A 21,553-nucleotide genomic window follows, 5' to 3' on the forward strand; every position below is an offset into this window, starting at 1 on the left:
TCACAAAATTCGTGCCCTACGCTTGGTGCATGACGCTGCTGCCAACCACGTCACGTCTCACCCCGCTTGCGCGACAGCGCAGTCAGCGGGCGTGCACAGACACTCCAACAGAGGAAACACAATGAAAAACACATTAAAAAAACTGGGCCTTGCAGCCGTGGCAAGCACCTTCGCGCTGCCCGCTCTTGCAAGTGAAGAAGTCAAAATCGGTGTGCCGTCCTGGACCGGCGCACAGGCCATCGCGCATGTGCTGGGCCATGTCGTGGAAACCCGCATCGGCGGGAAGGTCGAATATGTCCCCGGCAACAATGCCACGATCTTTCAGGCGATGGATCAGGGCAAAGGTGACATCGACGTACATCCGGATGTCTGGCTGCCCAATCAGGAAAGCTTTACCAAGCAATATGTCGATGACGCCGGCACCGTCACCCTGTCGTCGAACCCCTACCAGGGCAACCAGGGCTTCTGCGTGACCAAGGATTTCGGCGAAGCCAACAACATCACCGACATTGCAGACCTTGGCCGCCCGGACATCGCGGCGCTGATGGACAGCGATGGCAACGGTCTGGGTGAGATGTGGATCGGCGCCCCCGGTTGGGCGTCGGCCAATGTGAACGAAGTCAAAGTCCGCGATTACGGTCTGATGGATTTCATCGAACCCATCCGCGCCGAAGAGGCGGTCAAGACCGCGCGCATCAAGGACAGCATCGCCAAGGGTGAAGGCTATGCGTTCTATTGCTATGAACCGCACGCGGTCTGGTTCATGTTCGACGTTCAGATGCTGACCGAGCCAGCGTTCGATCCCGAAAAATACGTGATGGTGCAGCCCTCGGATGACCCGGATTGGTTCAACAAATCCATGGTCGCCACCAAAGACGCGCTGAAAGACGTGCAGATCGCGTGGTCCAACTCTCTGCCAGAGCGGTCCCCGGCGATTGCAGAGTTTTTCCAGAACTTCCAGTTGAACGCCGAAGATGTCAGCCAGCTCGCGTTTGAGATCAGCGCAAATGGCCGCGATCCGGCTGAAGTGGCCGCCGAATGGGTCAACGCCAACAGTGACCGCGTTGACGGTTGGCTGGGCCTCTGATCCGCTCATCCCGTGGCGTCGGCCCTCGTGGTCGGCGCCCGCACTTTCTCTGAACAAGGCGTGGCCTGATGAATGACGACACGGTCATAGAGATTTCGAACGTCTGGAAGATATTTGGGGCCAAACCCGAATTGGCGCTCAAGGCGATCCATGAACGCGGTTTGTCGAAGGCCGAGGTACTGGCCGAATTCAACGCCGTTGTGGGTGTGGCCGATGTCAGCCTTGATGTGAAACGTGGTGAGATTTTCTGCATCATGGGCCTGTCCGGAAGCGGCAAATCCACCCTTGTGCGCCACTTCAACCGCTTGCTGGAACCCACCGCTGGCAAGATCGAAATCGAAGGCACCGATGTGATGGCGCTTGGTCCGCAAGAATTGCAGACCTTCCGCAACCGCAAGATCGGCATGGTGTTCCAGAACTTCGCGCTGATGCCGCATCGGTCGGTGCTCGACAACGTGGCGATGCCGCTGGAAATCCGGCAGGTCGCCAAGAACGAACGCATGCGGCAGGCGGCGGCGATCCTTGATATTGTCGAACTGGGCGCATGGGGCGCGAAATTTGCGCATGAACTGTCGGGCGGGATGCAACAGCGCGTCGGCCTTGCCCGCGCGCTTGCCGCGAACCCAGACGTCCTGTTGATGGACGAACCGTTTTCTGCCCTTGATCCGCTGATCCGGCGGCAATTGCAGGACGAATTCATCCGCCTCAGCAAGATCCTCAAGAAATCGACCGTCTTCATCACCCATGATCTGGACGAGGCCGTCCGCATCGGCGACCGCATCGCGATCATGCGCGACGGCAAGATGGTGCAGATGGGCACCGCCGAAGACATCGTGATGCACCCGGCGGACGACTACGTGGCCGATTTCGTCGCTGGTATATCGCGCCTCAAGGTCGTGCATGCCCATGCGGTGATGCAGCCCTTGGACGCCTATATCGCGGCACACGGCCCGATCCCCGCAAACGCGCCGCGCGTGAACGAGGGCGAAAACCTCAGCAACCTCATCAACCTCGCCATCGAAGACGACAATGCGATTCTTGTCGAGGATGGCGGTGTGGATGTGGGCATCATCACCCGCGCAGACCTGTTGCGCACCGTGGTTGAAGGGACGGAAATGTCATGAACAAACAAGACATCAACCCGCTCGAAGACACCGAAAGCGACGCGGCGCTGGCCTATGCCGAGGAACGCCGCCAGAATATCCGCACCTTCGTGCGCACCAGCCCGGATTACTACATCCAGAACTTCGACAAGATCGGCGCATCCTCCCGGTTCACGCCAACCTTCAACCTGATGGCGGGCCTGTTCGGTCCGATCTGGTTTGGCGCACGCGGTCTGTGGTCCTGGGCCTTGCCGTTCCTGATCCTCGAAGCGCTGGCTTTTGTGCAAATCGCGCGTGGATTGTTTGGCGATCTGGCGGCGGACGCAATGGCACGGATCGCGTCGATTGAAGGCACGCTGGAGCTGCGCCGTCAGCAATTGGCGGCGGCCATTGAAAACGGGTCTGACAGGGTCGATGCCTTTCAACGCACCGTCGACTCGCTTGAGGCCAATATCGGCGGCATCCGGGAAGAGGCCGAGGCGTTGGCCGCCGAAGGCCCGACCATCGTTTTGACGGGCGTTGTCCTGTTGGTCGTGGTCAAAGCCATTCAAGCCGTCACCGCCAACTGGGCGCTTGAGGGGCGGTTTTCCGAATGGTTGTCGGACCGCACCGTCCGCTCGGGCCTGCCGCCGCAGCACATCGCGCTGAGCGCCATCTTCATGGTGCTGATCGTGTCCACCGCGATGGTGCATTACAGTTTTCCGGGGCGCTTTTCGCTGCTCAGCACCTTCCCGACCGACCCGGATATCCGCCTGACCGGGATCACATGGGTCGAAAACTTCATCGCCTGGTGCGTTCGCAATTCCGAGGCCTTCTTCGATGGTCTGACCTTCGCCATCCGGTCCCTGCTGGATGCGCTTGAGGTGATCCTTGTGCAGACCCCGTGGATCGTGATCGCCAGCCTGATCGTGTTACTGACATGGCTGACAGCGGGCCTGCGCACCGCGATCTATTCGGGCGCGTTCCTGGCCTATATGGGCCTGCTCGGGTTCTGGGAGGCCGCGATGACCACGCTTGCCTTGCTGGGTACAGCGGCGCTTTTGTCCATCGTAATCGGTATCCCGCTGGGCATGTTCGCCGCCCGTCGCCCCCGGTTTTATGCGTTTATCCAGCCGATCATGGACTTCATGCAAACCATGCCCGCCTTCGTCTTCATGGTCCCGGTCATCGCGTTTTTCGGTGTCGGCAAACCGGCGGCGGTGATTGTCACGATGATCTTTGGCGGCACACCCGTCGTGCGCCTGACCGTTCTGGGCCTGCGCGGTGTGCCCGAAAGCGTGCGCGAAGCCGCGATCAGTTTCGGCGCGAACAAATGGTATCTGCTGACAAAGGTGGACCTGCCGCTGGCCAGCCCGTCGATCCGCGCAGGCATCAACCAGACGATCATGCTGTCGCTGGCGATGGTTGTGGTCGCGTCCCTCATCGGGGCCAAGGGGTTGGGCGAAGACGTGCTTGAAGCGCTGCAATACGCCAATGTGGGGCAGGGGATCCTGGCGGGCTTTGCCATCCTCTTCTGCGCCATGATCCTTGACCGTATCGTACAAGGCGCACGCAAATGACGCCGTTGGTCCTTGTTCACGGGTTTATGGGTGGTAGCCAGCAATGGCAGGTGCAGCGCAAAGAATTGGAGCAGGAGTTCCGGATCATTGCCCCCGATTTGCCGGGCTTCGGGGCCAATGCGCACCTGCCGCCGCTCGACACAATCGGGGCCTATGCCGATTGGGTGCTGGACCAGTTATCCGCCGATGGCATCGACCGCTTTCATCTGCTGGGCCATTCGATGGGCGGCATGGTGGTGCAAGAGATGATCCACCGCGCCCCGGATCGCGTCGATGCGCTTGTGCTGTACGGAACCGGCGCAAACGGTGTCTTGCCGGGGCGGTTTGAAACCATCGAAGCCTCCAAAAGCCGCGCGGTTGCAGATGGAGCACCCAGGACCGCCCGCCGGATCGCCGCGACGTGGTTTCTCGCGCAAGATCGGGCCGAGGCCTATGAAGCCTGTGCCGATATCGCGCAGCAGTCCCGACTTCCGGCGGTGCATGCCGGTCTTGATGCAATGTATGCGTGGAGCGGGTCCGACAACCTTGCCAATATCCGGTCCCGGTCACTGGTGATCTGGGGCGATCAGGATCGGACCTATCCCTGGAGCCAGGTGGAACAGCTGTGGTCCTCGATTGACGGATGTCATCTTTCGGTCATCCCCGGATGCGCGCATGCGGTTCACATGGAAAAGCCCGCAATCTTCAATGCCATCCTTCTGGATTTCCTGCGACAGCCAAGCACGGGTCCAACCCGGCCCGCGTCCCGTACGGTTGAAGCGGACAAACCGTACAACAAGATGTCGATGGGATCGGTGTCCTAGCCGCGCAGATCTATAGTCCCAACTCTGACAAGCGCTGTTTCTGACGTTCGGCCAAAGCATCGACCTCTGCGATAGCGGCTGCCGATAATCCCGCACCTGGTTTGCGCAATGTCGGATGGGCGATGACGCCCTGTTGTGCCAGCGTGTGTTTGCGGATCGCCAGCCCCATGCCGGGCTGGGCCTCGTAGCGGATCATCGGCATATACGCATCGAAGATGTCGCGCGCCCGGTCCAGATCGCCACCGACAAAAGTGTCGTACACCTGACGCATCATTTCGGGATAGCCGAACCCCGTCATCGCCCCATCGGCCCCGCGCAGCAATTCCTCAAGCAGGTACATCCCGCCGTTGCCGCACAGGATCGAAATCCGCCGAGCGCCCCCGTCTGACGCGGCGCGCAGGGCGCTGATCTTTTCAAGCCCCGGCCAGTCCTCGTGTTTGAGCATCACGCAATTGGGACAATCCTCGACAATCCTGAGGATCACCGAGGTCGAGATCTGCACTCCCGTGGCCAGCGGGAAGTCCTGAAGCACAAACGGGATGCCTTCAAGCGTCTCTGCGGCGGTCTGAAAGTAGCTTTCGATCTGCGCATCGGTCCGCAACCCCATAGGTGGCGCGACCATGACACCGGCGGCTCCGGCCTCCATCGCCTCATGGCTCAACGCACGGATCGCCGCAAAGCCCGAGGCTGAGACGCCCACCACAACCGGCACGTCGCAGCGCGCGATCACGCGGCGGGTGACGGCAACGGATTCCTCTGAGGACAGTTTGCCGGCTTCGCCCATCATCCCAAGGATGGTCAGGCCGTTGGCGCCTTTTGCGATATAGGCGTCGACCATGCGGTCGATGCTGTCGAAATCCAGCGCACCATCCGGCAGGAACGGTGTGGCGGCGATGGTGAAAACGCCTTTGGTGGTTTCATCAAGCATGTGTTGCTCTTTTTTGTGTGTGAGACAGGTTCAGTTGGATGTGACCCAGCGCCATGCTGACGGCGGCTTGCGTCGGTTCGACCACGGGCAATCCCGTCGCATCCACAAGCGATTGACGATACTGCGCCATCCCGGCACACCCCATGATCAGAACGTTGGCCCCATCCTCGTCACGCAGGCGCAGGCCGGTTGCGATCATCGCGTCCCGGCTTTTGGCTGGATCAGCCAGATCGGTGACCCCCAGACCCAACGCACGGTCCCCCGCCAGCCGGTCCAAAACGCCCATCGCGCCGAACGCCCGCAGATGGCGCGGGATCGAGGCTGGCAATATGGCGATCACCCCAAATCTCTGGGCCAGTGTCAGCGCCGTCATGACAGCGGCTTCCTGAATGCCAACCACCGGGCGCGATGTCTGGTCGCGCAGCGCGTGCAGCCCCGGATCGCCAAAACACGCGATCACATAGCCCGCTGCATCGGTTTGTGCAGCGGCCAGTTTCAACATCGGTGCAATCGTCAGGTCCGCCTGCATCTGGCTTTCGATCCCCGGTGGACCCTCGGCCAATGTCAGGCACCGGATCGGAACACCAAAGGCGCGCAACGGATCAACCGCCGCATCAATGCCATCGGTGACCGTTTGCGAAGAATTCGGATTGATGACGATCAGCGCGCTCATGCACCGGCCCGCGTCGCTGACTGGATTTCGATCTGGTAGCCTTCGGGATCGTTGAACACGAACGCACGGATGCCGATCTCGTCATTGACGAACAACGAAGACAGCCCGTCCACATTCAACTCCTGAGCGTAAGTGTACCACGCATCCACATCCGGCACCCGGATACAAAGCTGCACAGGCTTGTCGGCTGTCCATTTGTTCATGCCCTTGGATTCATCCACCAGCCCAACATGCGCGCCCGGACAGATGCGGTAGATCTTGCACCAGCCCTGATCAATGGCCAGCGGCAGCCCCAGAACATCCTCGTAGAACCGCATCGCCTGCGGCAGGTCGCGATAGTAGAAAAACGTGATCGCAAGCTCGTTGTCGGTGTCGGGTCTGGTCATTGCGCAGGCTCCTGTGTTGAGCGCCCGGTCGGTTGGGTTGCCAGAACCCGTCGGTTGATCCAGCGTCCCTGTCCCGGCGACCCAAAGAACGTGCCATCCTTTACCAGCGTCTGACCGCGCAACAGGACATGCTTGGGACAGCCAGTGATCACGCGCCCTTCCCACGGGTTGTAGCCGACATTGTCGTGCAGATCATTTGCCCCGTAGGTGACTTGCTTTTCTGGATCCCAGATCACGATGTCCGCGTCGCGTCCCACCGTGATCTCGCCCTTGGTCTGAAGTCCGTACAGACGGGCAGGGGCGGTAGAGGTCAGCTCGACAAAGGCCTCTGCTCCACCCTTGCCCCCGGACACCATCGCATCGAACATCAACGGCAGCCGCGTTTCCAGCCCCGGCAATCCGTTGGCAATCTGGTGAAACCCGGCATCCGGACCAGCCGACAGTTTGCCCGTTTCGTCAAACCGATAGGGCGCGTGGTCGGATGACACCAAGGCCAGTGTGTCGGCGTCCAAGGCCTCCCACAGGGCAGCCTGATCTGTCGCGGTTCGCTGTGGCGGAGAGCACATCCACTTCGCACCTTCGATCCCCGGCTTGTCCAGAACCTCCTCCGTCATGAACAGGTAATGCGGACAGGTTTCCGCCCAAACCGGTGCCCCGCGCTCCTGCGCGGTGCGAATGGCGGCGGCCCCTTCCGCTGTCGAGATATGAAACAGCATGACAGGCTGATCGAGGTATTCGGCAAACCGGCATATCCGCTCAACCGCCTCGATCTCGGCCATGGGAGGCCGGGACCGGGCGTGATCGCGGGGCGTCGTCTGACCGGCGGCGATCAACGCCTCTTTTGCCTGCGAAATGATCGCGTCGTTCTCGGCATGAACGCACACCAGCGCGCCATACGCCCGCGCCTGTTTGAATATGCGCAAGAGGTCGGCATCCGCCAGTTGGATATTGTAGGTCGTGAACACCTTGAGCGACCGATGCCCCGCGCCAATCAACGCCGCGAGGTCGGCTTCAAACGCATCGACGGTCGGATCGGTCAGCGTCATGTGAAACGCGTAGTCGATCATCGCCCCGCGCGTGGCGCGGGCTGCGTAATCTGCCACAGTTTTGGCCAAAGACTGTCCACTGGCCTGCGCGGCGAAAGAGATCACGCTTGTGGTGCCGCCCATGGCTGCCGACCGCGTCGCGGATTCAAACGTATCGGCGTTCCACTGTCCCATACCGGACATTTGTTCGATATGTGCATGGGGGTCGACACCGCCGGGCATGACCCATTTGCCTTTTGCCGACACCTCGTTGTCCGCCGCCTCGATGCGTCCGCCAACCGCCGTGATGGTGCCATCCGTGATTGCGACATCACCGGTGACGATCCCCTCCGGCGTCACAACTTGTCCGTCGCGTATGACCAGATCCGCTTTTCGAGACATCCCCATCCGCCTTCCTGTAACCCTGATCGCAACATGCCCGCTAATTCCGGACCTGCAAAGGGAAAGCGCATCTCGCGGTGCCGGACGGGTGGCGACGGAACTGGACGCATGACGCACAGCTTCGCAGCGACCTTGCGACGGTACTAATCTGCAAAAGATCGGATATGATCCCCAAAAGCGTTTGGAGGCGTTGATGGTGCAGTTGCTTAGAAAACCCTTTGGCACACGGGGAAAGGTTCATCAGATCACACCCGAAAGCGCGGGATGGCGCTATGTCGGGTTCTCGCTGTACCACCTGAAGCCCGGCGACACGGCCTCGGAAGCCACCGGCGACCGGGAAGTCATTCTGGTGATGATCGAAGGCAAGGCCCGGATCACCGGGGCGGGTCAGGATTGGGGCGTTCTGGGCGACCGTCTGAACGTGTTTGAAAAAACACCACCGCATTGCCTTTACCTGCCCAATGGGACGGACTGGACGGCGGTCGCCGACACCGATTGCATCATCGCGGTGTGCTCCGCGCCCGGACGGGGCGGTCATGACGCGCGCCGCATCGGGCCGGACGGCATTGTTCTGACAAACCGGGGCACCGGGACAAACACCCGCTACATCAACAATATCGCGATGGAGAACGAAGACTACGCCGACAGCCTGCTGGTGACCGAAGTGTTCACGCCAGCCGGGCATTGGTCATCCTTCCCAAGCCATCGGCATGACGAGGATGACTTCCCCCGGATCACCTATCTTGAGGAAACCTACTACCACCGGCTCAACCCGGCATCGGGGTTCGGGATCCAACGGGTCTATACCGATGACCGACAGTTGGATGAGACGATGGCCGTGTCAGATGGTGACGTGGTGCTTGTTCCGCGCGGTCATCACCCGTGCGGTGCGCCCTACGGATTCGAGATGTATTACCTCAACGTCATGGCGGGACCGCTGCGGAAATGGCGGTTCGTGCCAGCGCCCGAGGTGGAATGGATCATGGAGCGCGACGGGTAACGTCTCAGCTACTGCCAAGGGTAAGTTGGACAGGCACGCCGGGAAGGTGGAAAGGTCCGGGCCACCAAAAGCGGCCCGGACTGTTTGGTTTACGCGGCCAGATCGAAGCGATCGGCGTTCATCACCTTGGTCCAGGCAGCGACGAAATCGCGCGCGAACTTCTCGGCGTTGTCGTCCTGCGCGTAGACCTCGGCATAGGACCGCAGGATCGAGTTTGAGCCGAAGACAAGGTCGGCGCTTGTGGCCGTCCACTTGACGTCGCCGCTCTTGCGATCACGGATTTCGAACAGGCCGTCCTCAACCGGATGCCAGCTGTTGGCCATGTCGGTCAGGTTGACAAAGAAGTCATTGGTCAACTGACCTTCGCGATCCGTGAACACGCCATGCTTTGTGCCACCATGGTTGGTGCCCAGCACCCGCATGCCGCCCAGCAGAACGGTCATTTCAGCCGCTGTCACACCCAAAAGCTGCGCCTTGTCGAGCATCAGCTCTTCCATCGAAACCGCGTACTGGTCCTTCTGGAAGTTGCGGAAGCCATCGACCAGCGGTTCGAGCACGTCAAAGCTGTCGTGGTCGGTCTGTTCGTCGGTCGCGTCCCCACGGCCCGGCGCAAACGGCACGTCGATGTTGTGACCCGCGGCCTTCAGCGACTGCTCCAGACCCACATTGCCCGCCAGAACGATCACGTCCGCCACGGACGCACCTGTTTCGGCTGCGATGGGTTCAAGAATGCCAAGCACCTTCGCCAGACGCTCGGGTTCGTTTGCAACCCAGTCCTTCTGCGGGGCCAGACGGATGCGGGCCCCATTGGCACCGCCGCGCTTGTCAGAGCCGCGGAACGTGCGGGCGCTGTCCCAGGCGGTGGCGATCATGTCAGCCGCGCTCAGTCCGCTGTCTGCGATCTTGGCTTTGACCGCCGCCACGTCGTAGCCGGTCGAGCCTGCCGGGATCGGATCCTGCCAGATCAGGTCTTCGGCTGGTACGTCTGGCCCAAGGTAGTTGACCTTCGGACCCATGTCGCGGTGGGTCAGCTTGAACCACGCGCGGGCAAAGGTTTCTGCAAAGTATTCGGGATCGGCACGGAACTTCTGGCAGATCTCGTTGTAGATCGGGTCTACCTTCATCGCCATGTCGGCATCGGTCATCAATGGCAGACCGCGCTTGGACGGATCTGTTGCGTCCAAAGGCTTCTTGTCCTCTGGCATGTCGACCGGTTCCCACTGGTTTGCACCTGCCGGGGATTTGGTCAGCTTCCATTCGTAATCGAACAGGTAGTCAAAGTAGCCCATGTCCCACTGTGTCGGATGCTGTGTCCACGCGCCCTCGATCCCCGAAGTGAACGCGTTGGCGGCCTTGCCGTCGAGGCCCGGGTTGTCCCAGCCAAAACCCTGTGCGTGCACCGGGCAGGCTTCCGGCTCTGCGCCGATCTTGTCCACGGCACCGCGGCCGTGCGCCTTGCCGACGGTGTGACCGCCACATGTCAGCGCGGCTGTTTCTTCGTCGTTCATCGCCATGCGGGCAAAGGTTTCACGCACGTGCAGCGCGGTGCGGGCCGGGTCGGGCTGGCCGTTCACACCTTCGGGGTTCACGTAGATCAGACCCATGTGGACCGCTGCCAGCGGGTTATACATGGTGCCCGGCTCATCCAGATCGCCGTAACGGTTTTCGCTTGGGGCCAGCCATTCATCTTCGGCCCCCCAGTTGACGTCCGTTTCCGGGCCCCAGATGTCTTCGCGGCCAAAGCCGAAACCAAACATTTTCAGCCCCATGGATTCATACGCCATGTTGCCCGCCAGAATGATCAGGTCAGCCCAAGACAGCGCGTTGCCGTACTTCTTCTTCACCGGCCACAGCAGGCGGCGCGCTTTGTCGAGGCTCGCGTTGTCGGGCCAGGAGTTCAGCGGCGCAAAGCGGATGTTGCCGGACCCGGCACCACCACGGCCATCACCCATGCGGTAAGATCCGGCAGAGTGCCACGCCAGACGGATCATCAGGCCACCATAGTGTCCCCAATCCGCAGGCCACCAATCCTGGCCATCTGTCATCAGCGCTTTGACGTCTTCTTTCACCGCGTCAAAATCCAGCGCCTTGGCCGCCTCGCGGTGGCTATAGTCAGGGTCCATCGGGTTGGTCCGTGCGCCGTGCTGGTGAAGAATGTCCAGATTCAGCGATTTCGGCCACCATTTCGTGACGCTGTTATCGGTGCCGGTGTTGCCACCGTGCATGACAGGGCAGGCGCCCGATTTATCAAGATTGTTGCCGTCCATGATCGTGTCCCCTCAGACTGATTCAGTAAACTCTAGAATTGTTCTAAACCGGTGCTGCGATAAACTCCAATTGGATATTCTTACAGTCATGATAAAGTGTACTTATGAGAAGTCTGACCCTGAAACACCTGCGATATTTCGATGCGCTGGCCCGTCACCAGCATTTTGGCCGCGCCGCCGACGCCTGTGCCATCTCGCAACCGGCCCTGTCGTTGCAGATCAAGGAACTGGAAACGATGTTCGACACGCTTCTCGTTGAAAGGGGCGCGCGCAAGGTTGTGCTGACGGCGGCGGGAGAGGATTTTCTGCTCAAGGCACGCGACGTTCTGTTGTCTGTCGAAGAGCTTGAAGACCGGATGCGCGCCGCGCGGGGGCCTTTTGCGGGTCGCTTCCGGCTTGGCGTGATCCCAACCGTCGCGCCGTATCTTTTGCCAAACACCATCGCCGCCTTGTCGCACCGCTTCCCTGAAATCGACCTTGAACTGCGCGAATCCGTGACGCAATCGCTGGTGCGTGACCTGCTGGAGTCCCGGTTGGATGCGGCCATCGTTGCCTTGCCGATCTCGGAACCCGGCCTGCAGGAATTCGCGGTGTTCCGGGAAGACTTCGTGCTTGTGCGCCCGACGCAAGATGCGGACAAACCTGTGCCGGGGCCGGAAACGCTCAAGACGATGCGCCTGCTGCTTTTGGAAGAAGGCCATTGTTTTCGCGATCAGGCGCTGTCGTTTTGCGACATGACCAAAACCCAGCCGCGCCAGTTGATGGAAGGCAGTTCCTTGTCGACCCTTGTGCAGATGGTCGGTGCGGGCATGGGGGTGACGTTGATCCCCGAGATGGCGCTGAACCTCGAACTGCGTGCGGCCAACGTATCGGTGGCGCGCTTTCCCAAGCCAAGCCCGTCGCGGACGATTGGCATGGTGTGGCGCAAATCGAACCCGTTGGCCGACCAGTTGATGCAGATTGCTGCCGTCGTGCGCGGGGTCGGTCGCCCGGAGAAGGCCGTGTCCTAGGGGTACGTTGACCGCACCGATTTGTACGGAGTGCTGGACGTGCACGCGGCACGGACAAAACGGTCAGCGATTGATCTGCATCAGCTTGCGCAGGGCAAAACCGGCGTAAACAATTGTCGGGAGGCTTGTCATCCTGACAATAACTTATAAATATGGTCAGGAATTTGCAGCGGCGGCATCCCGTCCGTTCACGCTATCGGAGACATCCGTAATATGAGGCCATTGCGATTAGAAAACCGCATTGCACCACCGTCGGTCCCGACGGTGCCGCCGCCTGCTATGGCGTACCTGAACCACCTGCGGTTCACGGCGATGCAGTGCCGTGCGATGCCGCGCACCGGATTGTTCGAAGCCTGTGCGCTATTGAAGACCACCCAGGCTGAAACCAAACAGGCCTATGCCACCGCCTTGATGCGCTGTCTGAACGAAGCGTTGGGTCAACGCGCCCGATTGCACGCGCCGGGGGTGGCAGAACTGACATTCGACGAACTTTGGCTGCTGCAACTTGGCAGCGCCAGCGCGACCGGCGATACCCTCAGCCTGCAATTTCTGCTGAAATCCCGCGTGGCGCATGAACATCGACGCTTGGTGTCCTTCCTGATCCACCAGATTGTGCGCTGCTTCCCCTTGGATTAGGCGCGCGGGTTTGGCGCGACACGGGCGCAGGACTTGCGCGCCAACCTCTCCGATACCGACAATCCCGATAAAAACGATCAGGCCTACACTCTGCTTTCGTTCCGCGATAGACACGCCTCACTGACGACGCTTCGCATACAGGCAGGTTGAATGGACAAGAAAATCATTTCGGGCCTCGCACTGTGCGTTGTCGCCATCTGTGTTTTGCCCATTCTTGGCGTGATCTTTGCCGCGGTGTTCGGCAGTCTCGACACGCTTGGCCAACTCGCCGAAACCGTCTTGTGGCGCTATACGTGGACCACGTTGGTTCTGGTCGTCCTCGTGGCGACGGGCAGTATCGTGATCGGAGCGTCAACAGCATGGCTGGTTGTGGCGTGTGATTTTCCCGGGCGACGCTGGCTCGAAGTGGCGCTTGTCGTGCCGCTGGCCTTTCCGGCCTATGTTCTGGCCTATGCCTACACGGATGTTCTGGATCATCCCGGCATCGTGCAATCGACGCTGCGCGACCTGATGGGATGGGGGCCGCGCGACTATTGGTTCCCCGAGATCCGATCGCTGGGAGGGGCCGCCTTGATGCTGACCCTGGTGCTCTATCCGTATGTCTATCTTCTGGCGCGCGCGGCGTTCCGGATGCAGGCGGCGGCGCCGTTTTACGCCGCGCGGTCCCTTGGCGCGTCGCCATTCAGCGCGTTCATGCGGGTGTCGTTGCCCATGGCGCGCCCGGCGATTGCGGCGGGATCGTTGCTGGTTGTGATGGAAACCATCGCCGATTTCGGCACTGTCGCGCATTTCAGCGTACAGACCTTTGCGACCGGCATCTACACAAGCTGGTTCGGGCTTGCCGATCGCGGCGCTGCGGCGCAACTGGCGCTGGGGCTTTTGGCGTTTGCCTTGCTGGTTGCCGCGCTGGAACACATCAACCGGGGGGCGGCGGCGTTTGGGCAGAAGGGCCGGCGCGAAACATTCGTGCGCTTCGATCTGAATGGCGGACGGGCGCTTGCCGCGCAGGCCGCGTGCCTGCTGCCGGTGGTGTTCGGGGTGCTGATCCCGACGGTGACGCTTGTGATCATGGGCCTGCGATCCGAACAGAACATCTTCAGCCCGCGCTATCTCGGGTTTTTGCAAACCTCCGTCATGCTGGCCGCGATTGCTGCCGTGGTGACCGTGTCTGCGGCGGTGTTCCTGGGCACGTTCCACCGCATGTCCCCGCGCCGCGCATCGCTTGCATCGCTGTTTGTGGCGCGCCTGGGATACGCCGTGCCGGGCGGCGTGATCGCGGTGGGCTTGCTGGTGCCGTTTGCACAGTTGGACAACTGGATTGATGCGCGCATGGAGGCATGGTTCGACATCTCGACCGGTTTGTTGATCACCGGTTCGATCTGGCTGATGATCGCGGCGTATATGATCCGCTTTCTGGCGGCGGCCATCGGGGCCTATGACAGCGGGCTTGCGACAGTCACCCCCAATATCGACGCGGCATCCCGCGTTCTGGGCCGCACCGCATGGGGCACTGTGAAGGACATTCACCTTGCGGTGCTGCGCCCAAGCATTCTGACCGCGCTGCTGATCGTGTTTGTGGACACGGTCAAAGAACTTCCCGCAACGCTGATCCTGCGCCCGTTCAACTATGACACGCTTGCGGTGCATGCCTTCCGGCTGGCATCGGATGAACGGCTGGATGGTGCGGCGGTGCCAAGTCTGATGATCGCGGGGCTGGGGTTGATCCCGGTGATCCTGCTATGTGCGCAGATCGGTGACTGGCGCCGGACACCGACATAAAAAAACGCGCCCACGCGGGGACGCGTTTTCTGATCCAGTTGGGACCGTGTTACTGCCAGCCAGCCTCGTTGAGGATCTTCTGAGCAGCGCCGATGTTTTCAGCCACATCCGCCAGATCAATCGCATCGGGGCGGAAGATGCCCAAAGCCGCAACCGAAGGCGCAAGGCCAACGCCGGGCACGGCGGGATATTCGTCATTGCCAGCCGAGAAGTAATCCTGCGCTTGGTCAGAGGCGAGATATTCAAGGAACTTGATCGCGTTCTCCTTGTTCGGCGCATTCACCGCAACGCCACCGCCCGAGATGTTCATATGCGCGCCGATGTCGTTCTGGTTCGGGAACACCCAGCCGATATTGGCAAGGTCTTCGTCAGACATGGACTTATCGCCTTTGCGCAGCGCGCGGGCATAGTAATAGGTGTTCGACATGGCGATATCGCATTCGCCTGACGCGATGCCGCGCAGCTGGTCGGTGTCGCCGCCCTGTGGGTCACGGGCAAAGTTGCCAACAACGGCCTTGGCCCAATCGCCAACCGCCTCTTCACCCAGATGCGCGACAAGCGCGGCTGTGATGTTCTGGGTGTACACGTTCGAGGACGACCGGATGCAGACCATGCCTTCGTATTCCGGCTTGGCAAGGTCCTGATAGGTCAGCGGCGGGTTCTCAACATCCGTCTTGTCATAGAACAGAATGCGCGCGCGCTGCGAGAAGGCGAACCACTGGTTGTCATCATCCTGAAGGTAGCTTGGAATACGCGTTTCCAGCACGTCGCTGTCGATGGATTGCAACAAGCCAAGCTCTTTGGCGCGGGTGATCCGCACGGTGTCGACAGTCAGGAACACATCCACCGGGGAATTCGCGCCTTCGGCTTCCATCCGCGCGATCAGTTCATCGGCGTTGCCTTCGATCCGGTTGACCGTGATGCCGGTCGCTTCGGTGAAATCCGAATACAGGCGTTCGTCGGTGTCGTAATGGCGCGACGAATACAGGTTCAGTTCACCTTCGGCAAAAGCCGGAACCGATGTGGCGCATACTGCAAACGCTGCGGATGCAAGCAGTGAGGTCTTGAATGTCATGACTGTCTCCTGAGTTTTAAACCTTATTAAAAACGTCAGGTACCACAGTCGTAGGCAATTGCAAGATATCTTGACAGAAATACTCTGAAAATTACCGAGCGATTTTTCGCACGCCGTTTTTGCTGAAATAACAAGCGGTGGGGGAGCGGTGACACGCAGGTCAGGCGACGAAATACCAAATCATGCCAAGATAGGTCAGGTGATGCAGAAGCTGGTCAAACCCGAAAAGGTACCAGTAGCGAGGATCCTGAAAGGACAGGTTCCACCGGGTCGCCACCTGCTCTTTGCACCAGTCGATATGGTAGTGAAGCAGCCCTTCGATCAGAAGAATCACGAGGATCAAAGGCAGGCTGGCCGTCAGAACCAGAAGCGCGGGGACCGACCCGATCATGTGCCCCAGCGCATGCAGAATCCCGCCGGGGTGCCCATAGGTGCCCTTGTTGCGCCAGATATAGGCTGGCTGAAGAAGAAAATCGAAAGCGAAATGTTTGATCTGAAACAGGATGAGCGCGGTGAGTAGGTCCGGAGGGTCTGTCATGTCGCCAGCGCCGTTCGCGTCAGTTGCACATTGGCGGCGATCAGTTTGTCGCGCGTATCTGCGCCAAAGGAATTTTCCAGGATCATCTTCAGGTCGGCGTCCTTGTTGCACAATGCGTTCAGCGCGTCCGAACTGATCCTGAAAAGCCGGGCAGACCGCGTCACCGTTACAGTCGCGGTGGCGGGTCCCCCATCAAAGCAGGTCAATTCCCCGTAAAACGTTCCCGGTGTGCTGGTGGCTATTTGTGTCCCGTCAATCGTCACCACGGCTTCGCCATTCAGAAGGTAGAACAAAGCGCGCACCGGCTGGTTTTCAAAGGCAATAACCGTGCCTGCCTCGGCATCAATCCACTCCCCGGCCTTGAAGAACTTGCGCGCCTTCGGTTTCGTCATCGTCGGGAACTTGGTGTTCACCAACGTCGCCTCTTCTGCATTGAGCCGCGTCACCGCATTCAAATATGTCAGCCGTGTCAGACCAACGAGACTGATGATGATCCAGGTGACCTGAATGATGGCAGAGGACAGGTTGAAATCAACAACCAGCGACATCAGAACTAGCGTCGCCGCCGCAAGGTTCATAAGCGTATAGGTGTAACTACTTCCCCGTAAAATCCCGATCTGTAATCCAGCGTAGGCTCCAAGATAAAACGCAACGCCGGTCAACCCTGCAAATCCGAGAACTGTCGACAGCTCGAACCCAAAGAATGATTCCACGATATACCCGATCTGATATTAACGAACCGTTTAATGAAACCCACCTGAGCATCCATAAGGCCGATCCGTCAACCAGAGCCTGCAGACCCAAGACCAACAGGTGCCCTGTTCAGCACTGATCCAGAAGCGCTTTTGATTCCACGTAATCGGCGGTTTGGTGGCCTTCCGTGATTCTGCCCAGCACGGGTGACAGCAGGTCAGCCGCTTCCTGATGCGCGCCTGCGTCCAGTAAATGACGCGCCAGATCACGGGAAATCCGCAATTCCCAACCGACGGCATTCTGGTCCCGCGCAATGTCCAGCGCGGTGCGAAGATGGGTCCGTGTCTCGGCCAACGACGCGCCGTTTTGCGCGCGGATGGCCGCGTCGATCCTGAGGCACTCTGCCAGGTAACACCGTTCGCCGAACTCCTCGATCCGGTCCAGCGCTTTGCGGATTACGCGTTCGGCGTCTCCGCGCCGGTTCTCGCGCAACCGGTTTTCCGCCAGCATCGCGTAGAACTTGGGAAGCGACGATCCCGTTCCGCTTGCGATATAGCGTTCAAGCGCGCCTTCGATCAGCTTCCCGCCAGCCACCGGATCGCCCTGTTCGCTGGTCGCCCAGCCGATCCAGAAATCGCCATGATCCACCCAGACATCCTTGCCCTTGTTGCGCGCAAATTCGGTCCCGGCGCGCGCCCGGTCAAGCATCAGATCCGGTTCGCGCCGCAAGACATAGATGGACGCCCCAGATGTCAGGGCTTGCGCATAGCTGTAGGGATGGGGGTGCTTGGACACATGCGCAAACAGTTTGCGTTCCATGTCCGCCGCCGCGTCAGCCTTGCCAAGCAACCACAACAGCCAGCTTCCGTGCTGATATCCCACAACCAGCCGGTCGACCGCGTATTTATGCGCAAGCTCGGGATCGGTGGACGCGTCGTACTGCGCTTCCATGATGCGCAGATGCGCCAACGCTTCTTCAAAGCGGCCCGCGTAATACAGCGCCAGACAGCGGGATGTGTGTGCCACGACAATGTGTTCGTGCTTGGCGTCCTGCGTCGCATACTCCACCAGCCGTTCCGAGGCATGCACATTCGCAGCCACGTTGCCACGGATCATGTGATACGCGTTCAACCCCCACACGATGGGAAACACCTCGGCACTGGAATGCACCTCTTCGGTCAATTGCGCGGCGTGGTTCAACGCGGCCAGCACATTGGCCGATCCGTGCCCCTCGACCGAAATCAACGTGCGCCCCTTGGCTGAATAAAGCTTCAGTTCCGTTGCCTTGCGCTCTTGTCCCTGTTCGGTTTTGCCGATCTCGGCCAATCCGTTGGCGAAGTGTGTCAGGGCCTCGGAATGCGCCGAATTGCGCAACGCGATCTGGCCCGCGCTGTACCAGGCATCTGCGGCCTTGGCGTGATCATTGGCCTTGCTGTGATGATAGGCCAGTCGTTCGGGTTCACGCTGATGCAGATCCGGATGCAGGCGGGCGTAGAGGGCGACCACCGCCTTGTGCAATTGCACCCGTTGCCGCTTGAGAAGGCACTCATAGGCCGCTTCCTGCAGCAAGGCATGGGTGAATCGCCACGCGCCCTGACCGGACGGCCCCGTCGGCTCAAGGATTTTTTGCGCCACCAGCCGGTCAAGCGCCGCGTGAAGCGCATGATCGGACAACCCCGTCAGCTCCGGCAGCAAATCAAACTCGAAATCCCGTCCCAAAACCGACAGAACCAGCGCCAGTTCGCGGTCCTCCTCAAGCGGATCAAAACGCGCGGTCAATGCGCCGCGAATGGTGGCGGGTATCGTGGCCGCCCCGTCCGCACCGGGTTGGTAGTCCGACGCAACCAACCGCGTGAGTTCGACAAGATACAGCGGAACACCTTCGCTGCGCCGGACAATTGCGGAAACGGCGGCGTCGGGCAGTGTCAGATCTCCGGCTGTCTGCCGCACCAGTGCCGCAGCAGCGGCATCGTCCAGATGCTCCAGCGCGATGGGCGCACCCAGACTGTCCGCGATCTGACCGGGTGCCTGGCGTGTGCTGCTGACGATCATGATCGGGTGATCGGCAAGTTCCTCGCGTATCCGCGCGATCAGCTCCTGCGTCGTGGGGTCAATCCAGTGCAGGTCTTCAACAAGGATCAGCAGAGGGGATCGGCGCGACCGCTCCTTGATATGAGCAACACACAAGGCCAAAAGAGTCCTGCGCCGATCTGCCGTGTCCAGATCGATCTCGGGCAGCCCGTCGATATTGCCGATCAGATGACCCAGCACATTCTGCACCACCGAGGCGTCAAACCCGTCACCGCGATAAAACTGCAAAAGCTGCGATGCGTCCGCACCAGAGGCCGCGTGAAGGCCCAGGTGGTCACTAATCCAGTTCGACACCGCGTAAAGAGACGTGCTGGCAAACACCTCGTTGCCTTCCCAGACAATGATCTGATCAGGCGCGACATCAATCGAGTTGCGAAGCGCACGCATCAGCCGGGTCTTGCCCGCCCCCGCTTGTCCGCTCAGAACAACAGATCTGAGCGTGCCTTGCCCCGCTGCGTGCCATTCGGATTTGATATGATCCAGGATCTCGGTCGACCCGGCCAGCGGTCCGTCGATCAGGCTCAGCATGTTGGCGCTGCGCGCTGCCGGCGTCACATGCCAGGCTTGAACCGTGTCGCCGAACCCCTTCGCCGCGATCTCCTTGGCAGGCTCAAGGGCGAAGGCGTCACCAACGATGGAGTTGGTCACCGGACAGATAATAACGCCATTGATCCGGGCACTTGATTGAATGCGCGCCGCGAGGTTGATGGCCTCACCGGTGATTCCGTCTTGTTCGGAAATGCCGTCCGAATTGATGTCACCGATGATGCAGGTGCCGGACGCGATGCCGATCCTGAGAGACAGGCTGTGATCCGTGCCCTGCAGACGAAGATCCGTCACCTGATCCGCGATGTTCAGCGCCGCGCGCACGGCTCTTTCAGCGTCGGCATCATGCGCGCGGGGATATCCAAACACCGCAATCACGCCATCGCCCGCGAAATGGATGATCTTGCCGCCGTGCTGGTTCAATTCCTGATTGAGCACCCCGCGATACGCGCGCAAAAGTTCGCGATAGTCTTCGGGGTCCAGCCGCCTCAGCAGTTTCGTCGACTCGACAATGTCGAAAAACACCGCTGTCAGCTGACGACGCTGCGCATCAATGTTGATCAACCCACCGGTGCTGTCATCGGGGGCCGACAATGCGGCCAGCGCCTGTGTCAGCCGGTGGCGGTCGCCGATTGGCAGGTTGAGTTCTTTCAGATCTGTATCGGTCAACTGCGCGGCAATGGTCAGATCAATCCGCTGGTCCAGAAAGCTTGGAATGTGATGGTCAAGGCCCGCCTGCGTCAGCAGGTCCACAATGCCGGCATCGTACCAGCCGTCAGTGCCATCGGTCTTGCCCACGCCCGTTATCTTTCCTGCGCCACGGACGCGTCGCCAGACCGCCGCGCCCAGAACGGGCTCCAGGTCCATCGCGTTTCCGTCATGTACATTGCGCGGCGTTCGCGTTCATGGGTGTCCCAAACCGATTGCATATGGGCCTCGAACGACGCGAACTCTGCATCGCCGGTGCGTTGTGCCCATTTAAGCGCTGCAGCGGCGGTTCGTCCATCCTCCAATCCCTGCGCAATCCCTCCGCCGGACAGCGGATCGCGTCCGATGGCGGCGTCTCCGATCGCCAACCAGTGCGCGCCGCGAAAGGCATCCAGCCGCCGGCTCGTCGCGGCATAGGCCTTTGGCGTCAGCGGTTCGTGCGATGCGTCGAACCCGGCCACGATGCGGGTTTTCTCCAGCAAGGCGCGAAACCCATCTGCCTGTGCCGCGTGATGCGCGGCGGGTAGATCGCTGTCGGTCAGAAAGGCAAACACGCGTTTGCCGCCGGGAACGGGCGTCGTGTACCACCAGCCGTTTTCGACCGCTTCGATAAACATCGGCTGCGCCGCGCGGCTTTCGCCATTTGGAACAACGGCGTGAAAAGCGACAAGGCGATCCTGAACCTGGCCTTTGATGCCAAGCTGGCTTGCCACCACAGCCCGGCGCCCGCTTGCGTCAACAAGAAAGGTGGCCGCCCGCTCTGTGCCGTTATCCAGATCAAGCCGCCACCCATCGGTGGTTTGCCGAAGGTTTCGCAGTGCAGTGCCGGTGACAACGTCAACACCCACAGACCGGCACAGATCCTGCAATGCGGCATCAAACGCCGTGCGATCCAGATGCCACCCATGTGTCAACTGGGTCGCGTAGTCGACGCGTGCCACATCAGCCCCGCCCCAAACCCGGTCGATCCCGGTGCAGACAAGGTGCGTTTCCGAAAGGTGATCCGCAGACACGCCCAATGCCTCCAGATCGCCCTGTGCCGAGGGTGCCAGCACCTCTCCGGGTTTTGGCCCGGTCTGACCGGCATCGATAAGGCAGACGGGCATGCCGGAACGGCCCAGTTCAATGGCGCAGGCGCAGCCCGCAGGCCCGCCTCCAATGACCGCAATCTGCATGCGAAACATGTATCCCTTTGAAATCTTACCTTGCGTCAAGCACAGATTCGCTCAAAGCTAGGCCCATTG

General features: G+C 60.4%; 18 protein-coding genes. 8 read left to right on the forward strand and 10 right to left on the reverse strand.

Features of this window, described 5'->3' with window-relative positions; genetic code table 11:
• The first annotated feature begins 121 nt into the window (after positions 1–121).
• From MWU54_RS10725 to MWU54_RS10740, 4 genes are all read left to right on the forward strand, one after another.
• A complete protein-coding gene (locus tag MWU54_RS10725) occupies positions 122–1,087 on the forward strand; it encodes a glycine betaine ABC transporter substrate-binding protein (protein ID WP_247083133.1) in 966 nt (321 codons plus the stop codon).
• 68 nt (positions 1,088–1,155) lie between these two features.
• The gene (locus tag MWU54_RS10730) at positions 1,156–2,211 is read left to right on the forward strand and encodes a betaine/proline/choline family ABC transporter ATP-binding protein (protein ID WP_247083135.1); all 1,056 of its coding nucleotides are present in this window, start codon (positions 1,156–1,158) and stop codon (positions 2,209–2,211) included.
• Positions 2,208–3,749 (forward strand): ABC transporter permease subunit, encoded by a 1,542-nt coding sequence (locus MWU54_RS10735; protein WP_247083137.1) that lies wholly within the window; start codon positions 2,208–2,210, stop codon positions 3,747–3,749. The genes MWU54_RS10730 and MWU54_RS10735 overlap by 4 nt, the downstream gene beginning before the upstream one ends.
• The gene (locus MWU54_RS10740) at positions 3,746–4,552 is read left to right on the forward strand and encodes an alpha/beta hydrolase (RefSeq protein ID WP_247083139.1); all 807 of its coding nucleotides are present in this window, start codon (positions 3,746–3,748) and stop codon (positions 4,550–4,552) included. The genes MWU54_RS10735 and MWU54_RS10740 overlap by 4 nt, the downstream gene beginning before the upstream one ends.
• A 10-nt stretch (positions 4,553–4,562) precedes the next feature.
• Here MWU54_RS10740 and MWU54_RS10745 read toward each other — a convergent pair whose 3' ends face one another.
• Genes MWU54_RS10745 through hydA form a run of 4 tightly spaced genes read right to left on the reverse strand, consistent with a single transcriptional unit; the run spans position 4,563 to position 7,966 of the window.
• The gene (locus tag MWU54_RS10745) at positions 4,563–5,480 is read right to left on the reverse strand and encodes a dihydrodipicolinate synthase family protein (protein WP_247083141.1); all 918 of its coding nucleotides are present in this window, start codon (positions 5,478–5,480) and stop codon (positions 4,563–4,565) included.
• On the reverse strand, positions 5,473–6,153 hold the full coding sequence (locus MWU54_RS10750; RefSeq protein ID WP_247083143.1) for an aspartate/glutamate racemase family protein: 681 nt from the start codon (positions 6,151–6,153) through the stop codon (positions 5,473–5,475). The genes MWU54_RS10745 and MWU54_RS10750 overlap by 8 nt, the downstream gene beginning before the upstream one ends.
• On the reverse strand, positions 6,150–6,539 hold the full coding sequence (locus MWU54_RS10755) for a VOC family protein (RefSeq protein WP_247083145.1): 390 nt from the start codon (positions 6,537–6,539) through the stop codon (positions 6,150–6,152). The genes MWU54_RS10750 and MWU54_RS10755 overlap by 4 nt, the downstream gene beginning before the upstream one ends.
• Positions 6,536–7,966: a dihydropyrimidinase gene (gene hydA / locus MWU54_RS10760; RefSeq protein WP_247083147.1), complete on the reverse strand. Its 1,431-nt coding sequence runs from the start codon at positions 7,964–7,966 to the stop codon at positions 6,536–6,538. Before hydA ends, MWU54_RS10755 begins: the two co-directional genes overlap by 4 nt.
• Positions 7,967–8,159: 193 nt before the next feature.
• On the opposite strand from hydA, the gene iolB reads away from it, so the two are divergent.
• The gene (gene iolB, locus MWU54_RS10765) at positions 8,160–8,966 is read left to right on the forward strand and encodes a 5-deoxy-glucuronate isomerase (RefSeq protein ID WP_247083149.1); all 807 of its coding nucleotides are present in this window, start codon (positions 8,160–8,162) and stop codon (positions 8,964–8,966) included.
• Positions 8,967–9,055: 89 nt separating this feature from the next.
• Here iolB and katG read toward each other — a convergent pair whose 3' ends face one another.
• Complete coding sequence (katG, locus tag MWU54_RS10770) at positions 9,056–11,233, reverse strand: catalase/peroxidase HPI (RefSeq protein ID WP_247083151.1); 2,178 nt, start codon at positions 11,231–11,233, stop codon at positions 9,056–9,058.
• 104 nt (positions 11,234–11,337) lie between these two features.
• Here katG and MWU54_RS10775 point away from each other — a divergent pair, with 104 nt between their 5' ends.
• The 3 genes from MWU54_RS10775 to MWU54_RS10785 all read left to right on the forward strand — a co-directional run bounded on the left by MWU54_RS10775 (position 11,338) and on the right by MWU54_RS10785 (position 14,658).
• Positions 11,338–12,243 (forward strand): hydrogen peroxide-inducible genes activator, encoded by a 906-nt coding sequence (locus MWU54_RS10775; RefSeq protein WP_247083153.1) that lies wholly within the window; start codon positions 11,338–11,340, stop codon positions 12,241–12,243.
• Positions 12,244–12,507: 264 nt separating this feature from the next.
• Positions 12,508–12,879: a hypothetical protein gene (locus MWU54_RS10780; RefSeq protein WP_247083154.1), complete on the forward strand. Its 372-nt coding sequence runs from the start codon at positions 12,508–12,510 to the stop codon at positions 12,877–12,879.
• A gap of 150 nt (positions 12,880–13,029) precedes the next feature.
• A complete protein-coding gene (locus MWU54_RS10785) occupies positions 13,030–14,658 on the forward strand; it encodes an iron ABC transporter permease (RefSeq protein ID WP_247083156.1) in 1,629 nt (542 codons plus the stop codon).
• A 49-nt stretch (positions 14,659–14,707) separates the two neighbouring features.
• Here MWU54_RS10785 and MWU54_RS10790 read toward each other — a convergent pair whose 3' ends face one another.
• From MWU54_RS10790 to MWU54_RS10810, 5 genes are all read right to left on the reverse strand, one after another.
• Positions 14,708–15,733, reverse strand: coding sequence for an extracellular solute-binding protein (locus MWU54_RS10790; protein ID WP_247083158.1), 1,026 nt, complete (start codon positions 15,731–15,733; stop codon positions 14,708–14,710).
• Positions 15,734–15,893: 160 nt separating this feature from the next.
• Complete coding sequence (locus MWU54_RS10795) at positions 15,894–16,271, reverse strand: DUF3307 domain-containing protein (RefSeq protein ID WP_247083160.1); 378 nt, start codon at positions 16,269–16,271, stop codon at positions 15,894–15,896.
• Complete coding sequence (locus MWU54_RS18840; protein ID WP_247083162.1) at positions 16,268–16,984, reverse strand: cyclic nucleotide-binding domain-containing protein; 717 nt, start codon at positions 16,982–16,984, stop codon at positions 16,268–16,270. Before MWU54_RS18840 ends, MWU54_RS10795 begins: the two co-directional genes overlap by 4 nt.
• A 109-nt stretch (positions 16,985–17,093) precedes the next feature.
• Positions 17,094–20,468 carry an adenylate/guanylate cyclase domain-containing protein gene (locus MWU54_RS10805; protein WP_247083164.1) on the reverse strand — a complete coding sequence of 1,125 codons (3,375 nt, stop codon included), beginning with the start codon at positions 20,466–20,468 and terminating at the stop codon, positions 17,094–17,096.
• A complete protein-coding gene (locus MWU54_RS10810) occupies positions 20,405–21,493 on the reverse strand; it encodes an NAD(P)/FAD-dependent oxidoreductase (RefSeq protein ID WP_247083166.1) in 1,089 nt (362 codons plus the stop codon). Before MWU54_RS10810 ends, MWU54_RS10805 begins: the two co-directional genes overlap by 64 nt.
• Between the last annotated feature and the right edge of the window lie 60 nt (positions 21,494–21,553).

Source organism: Marivita sp. S6314, from assembly GCF_023015985.1.
In the GTDB taxonomy this organism is placed as follows: domain Bacteria; phylum Pseudomonadota; class Alphaproteobacteria; order Rhodobacterales; family Rhodobacteraceae; genus Marivita.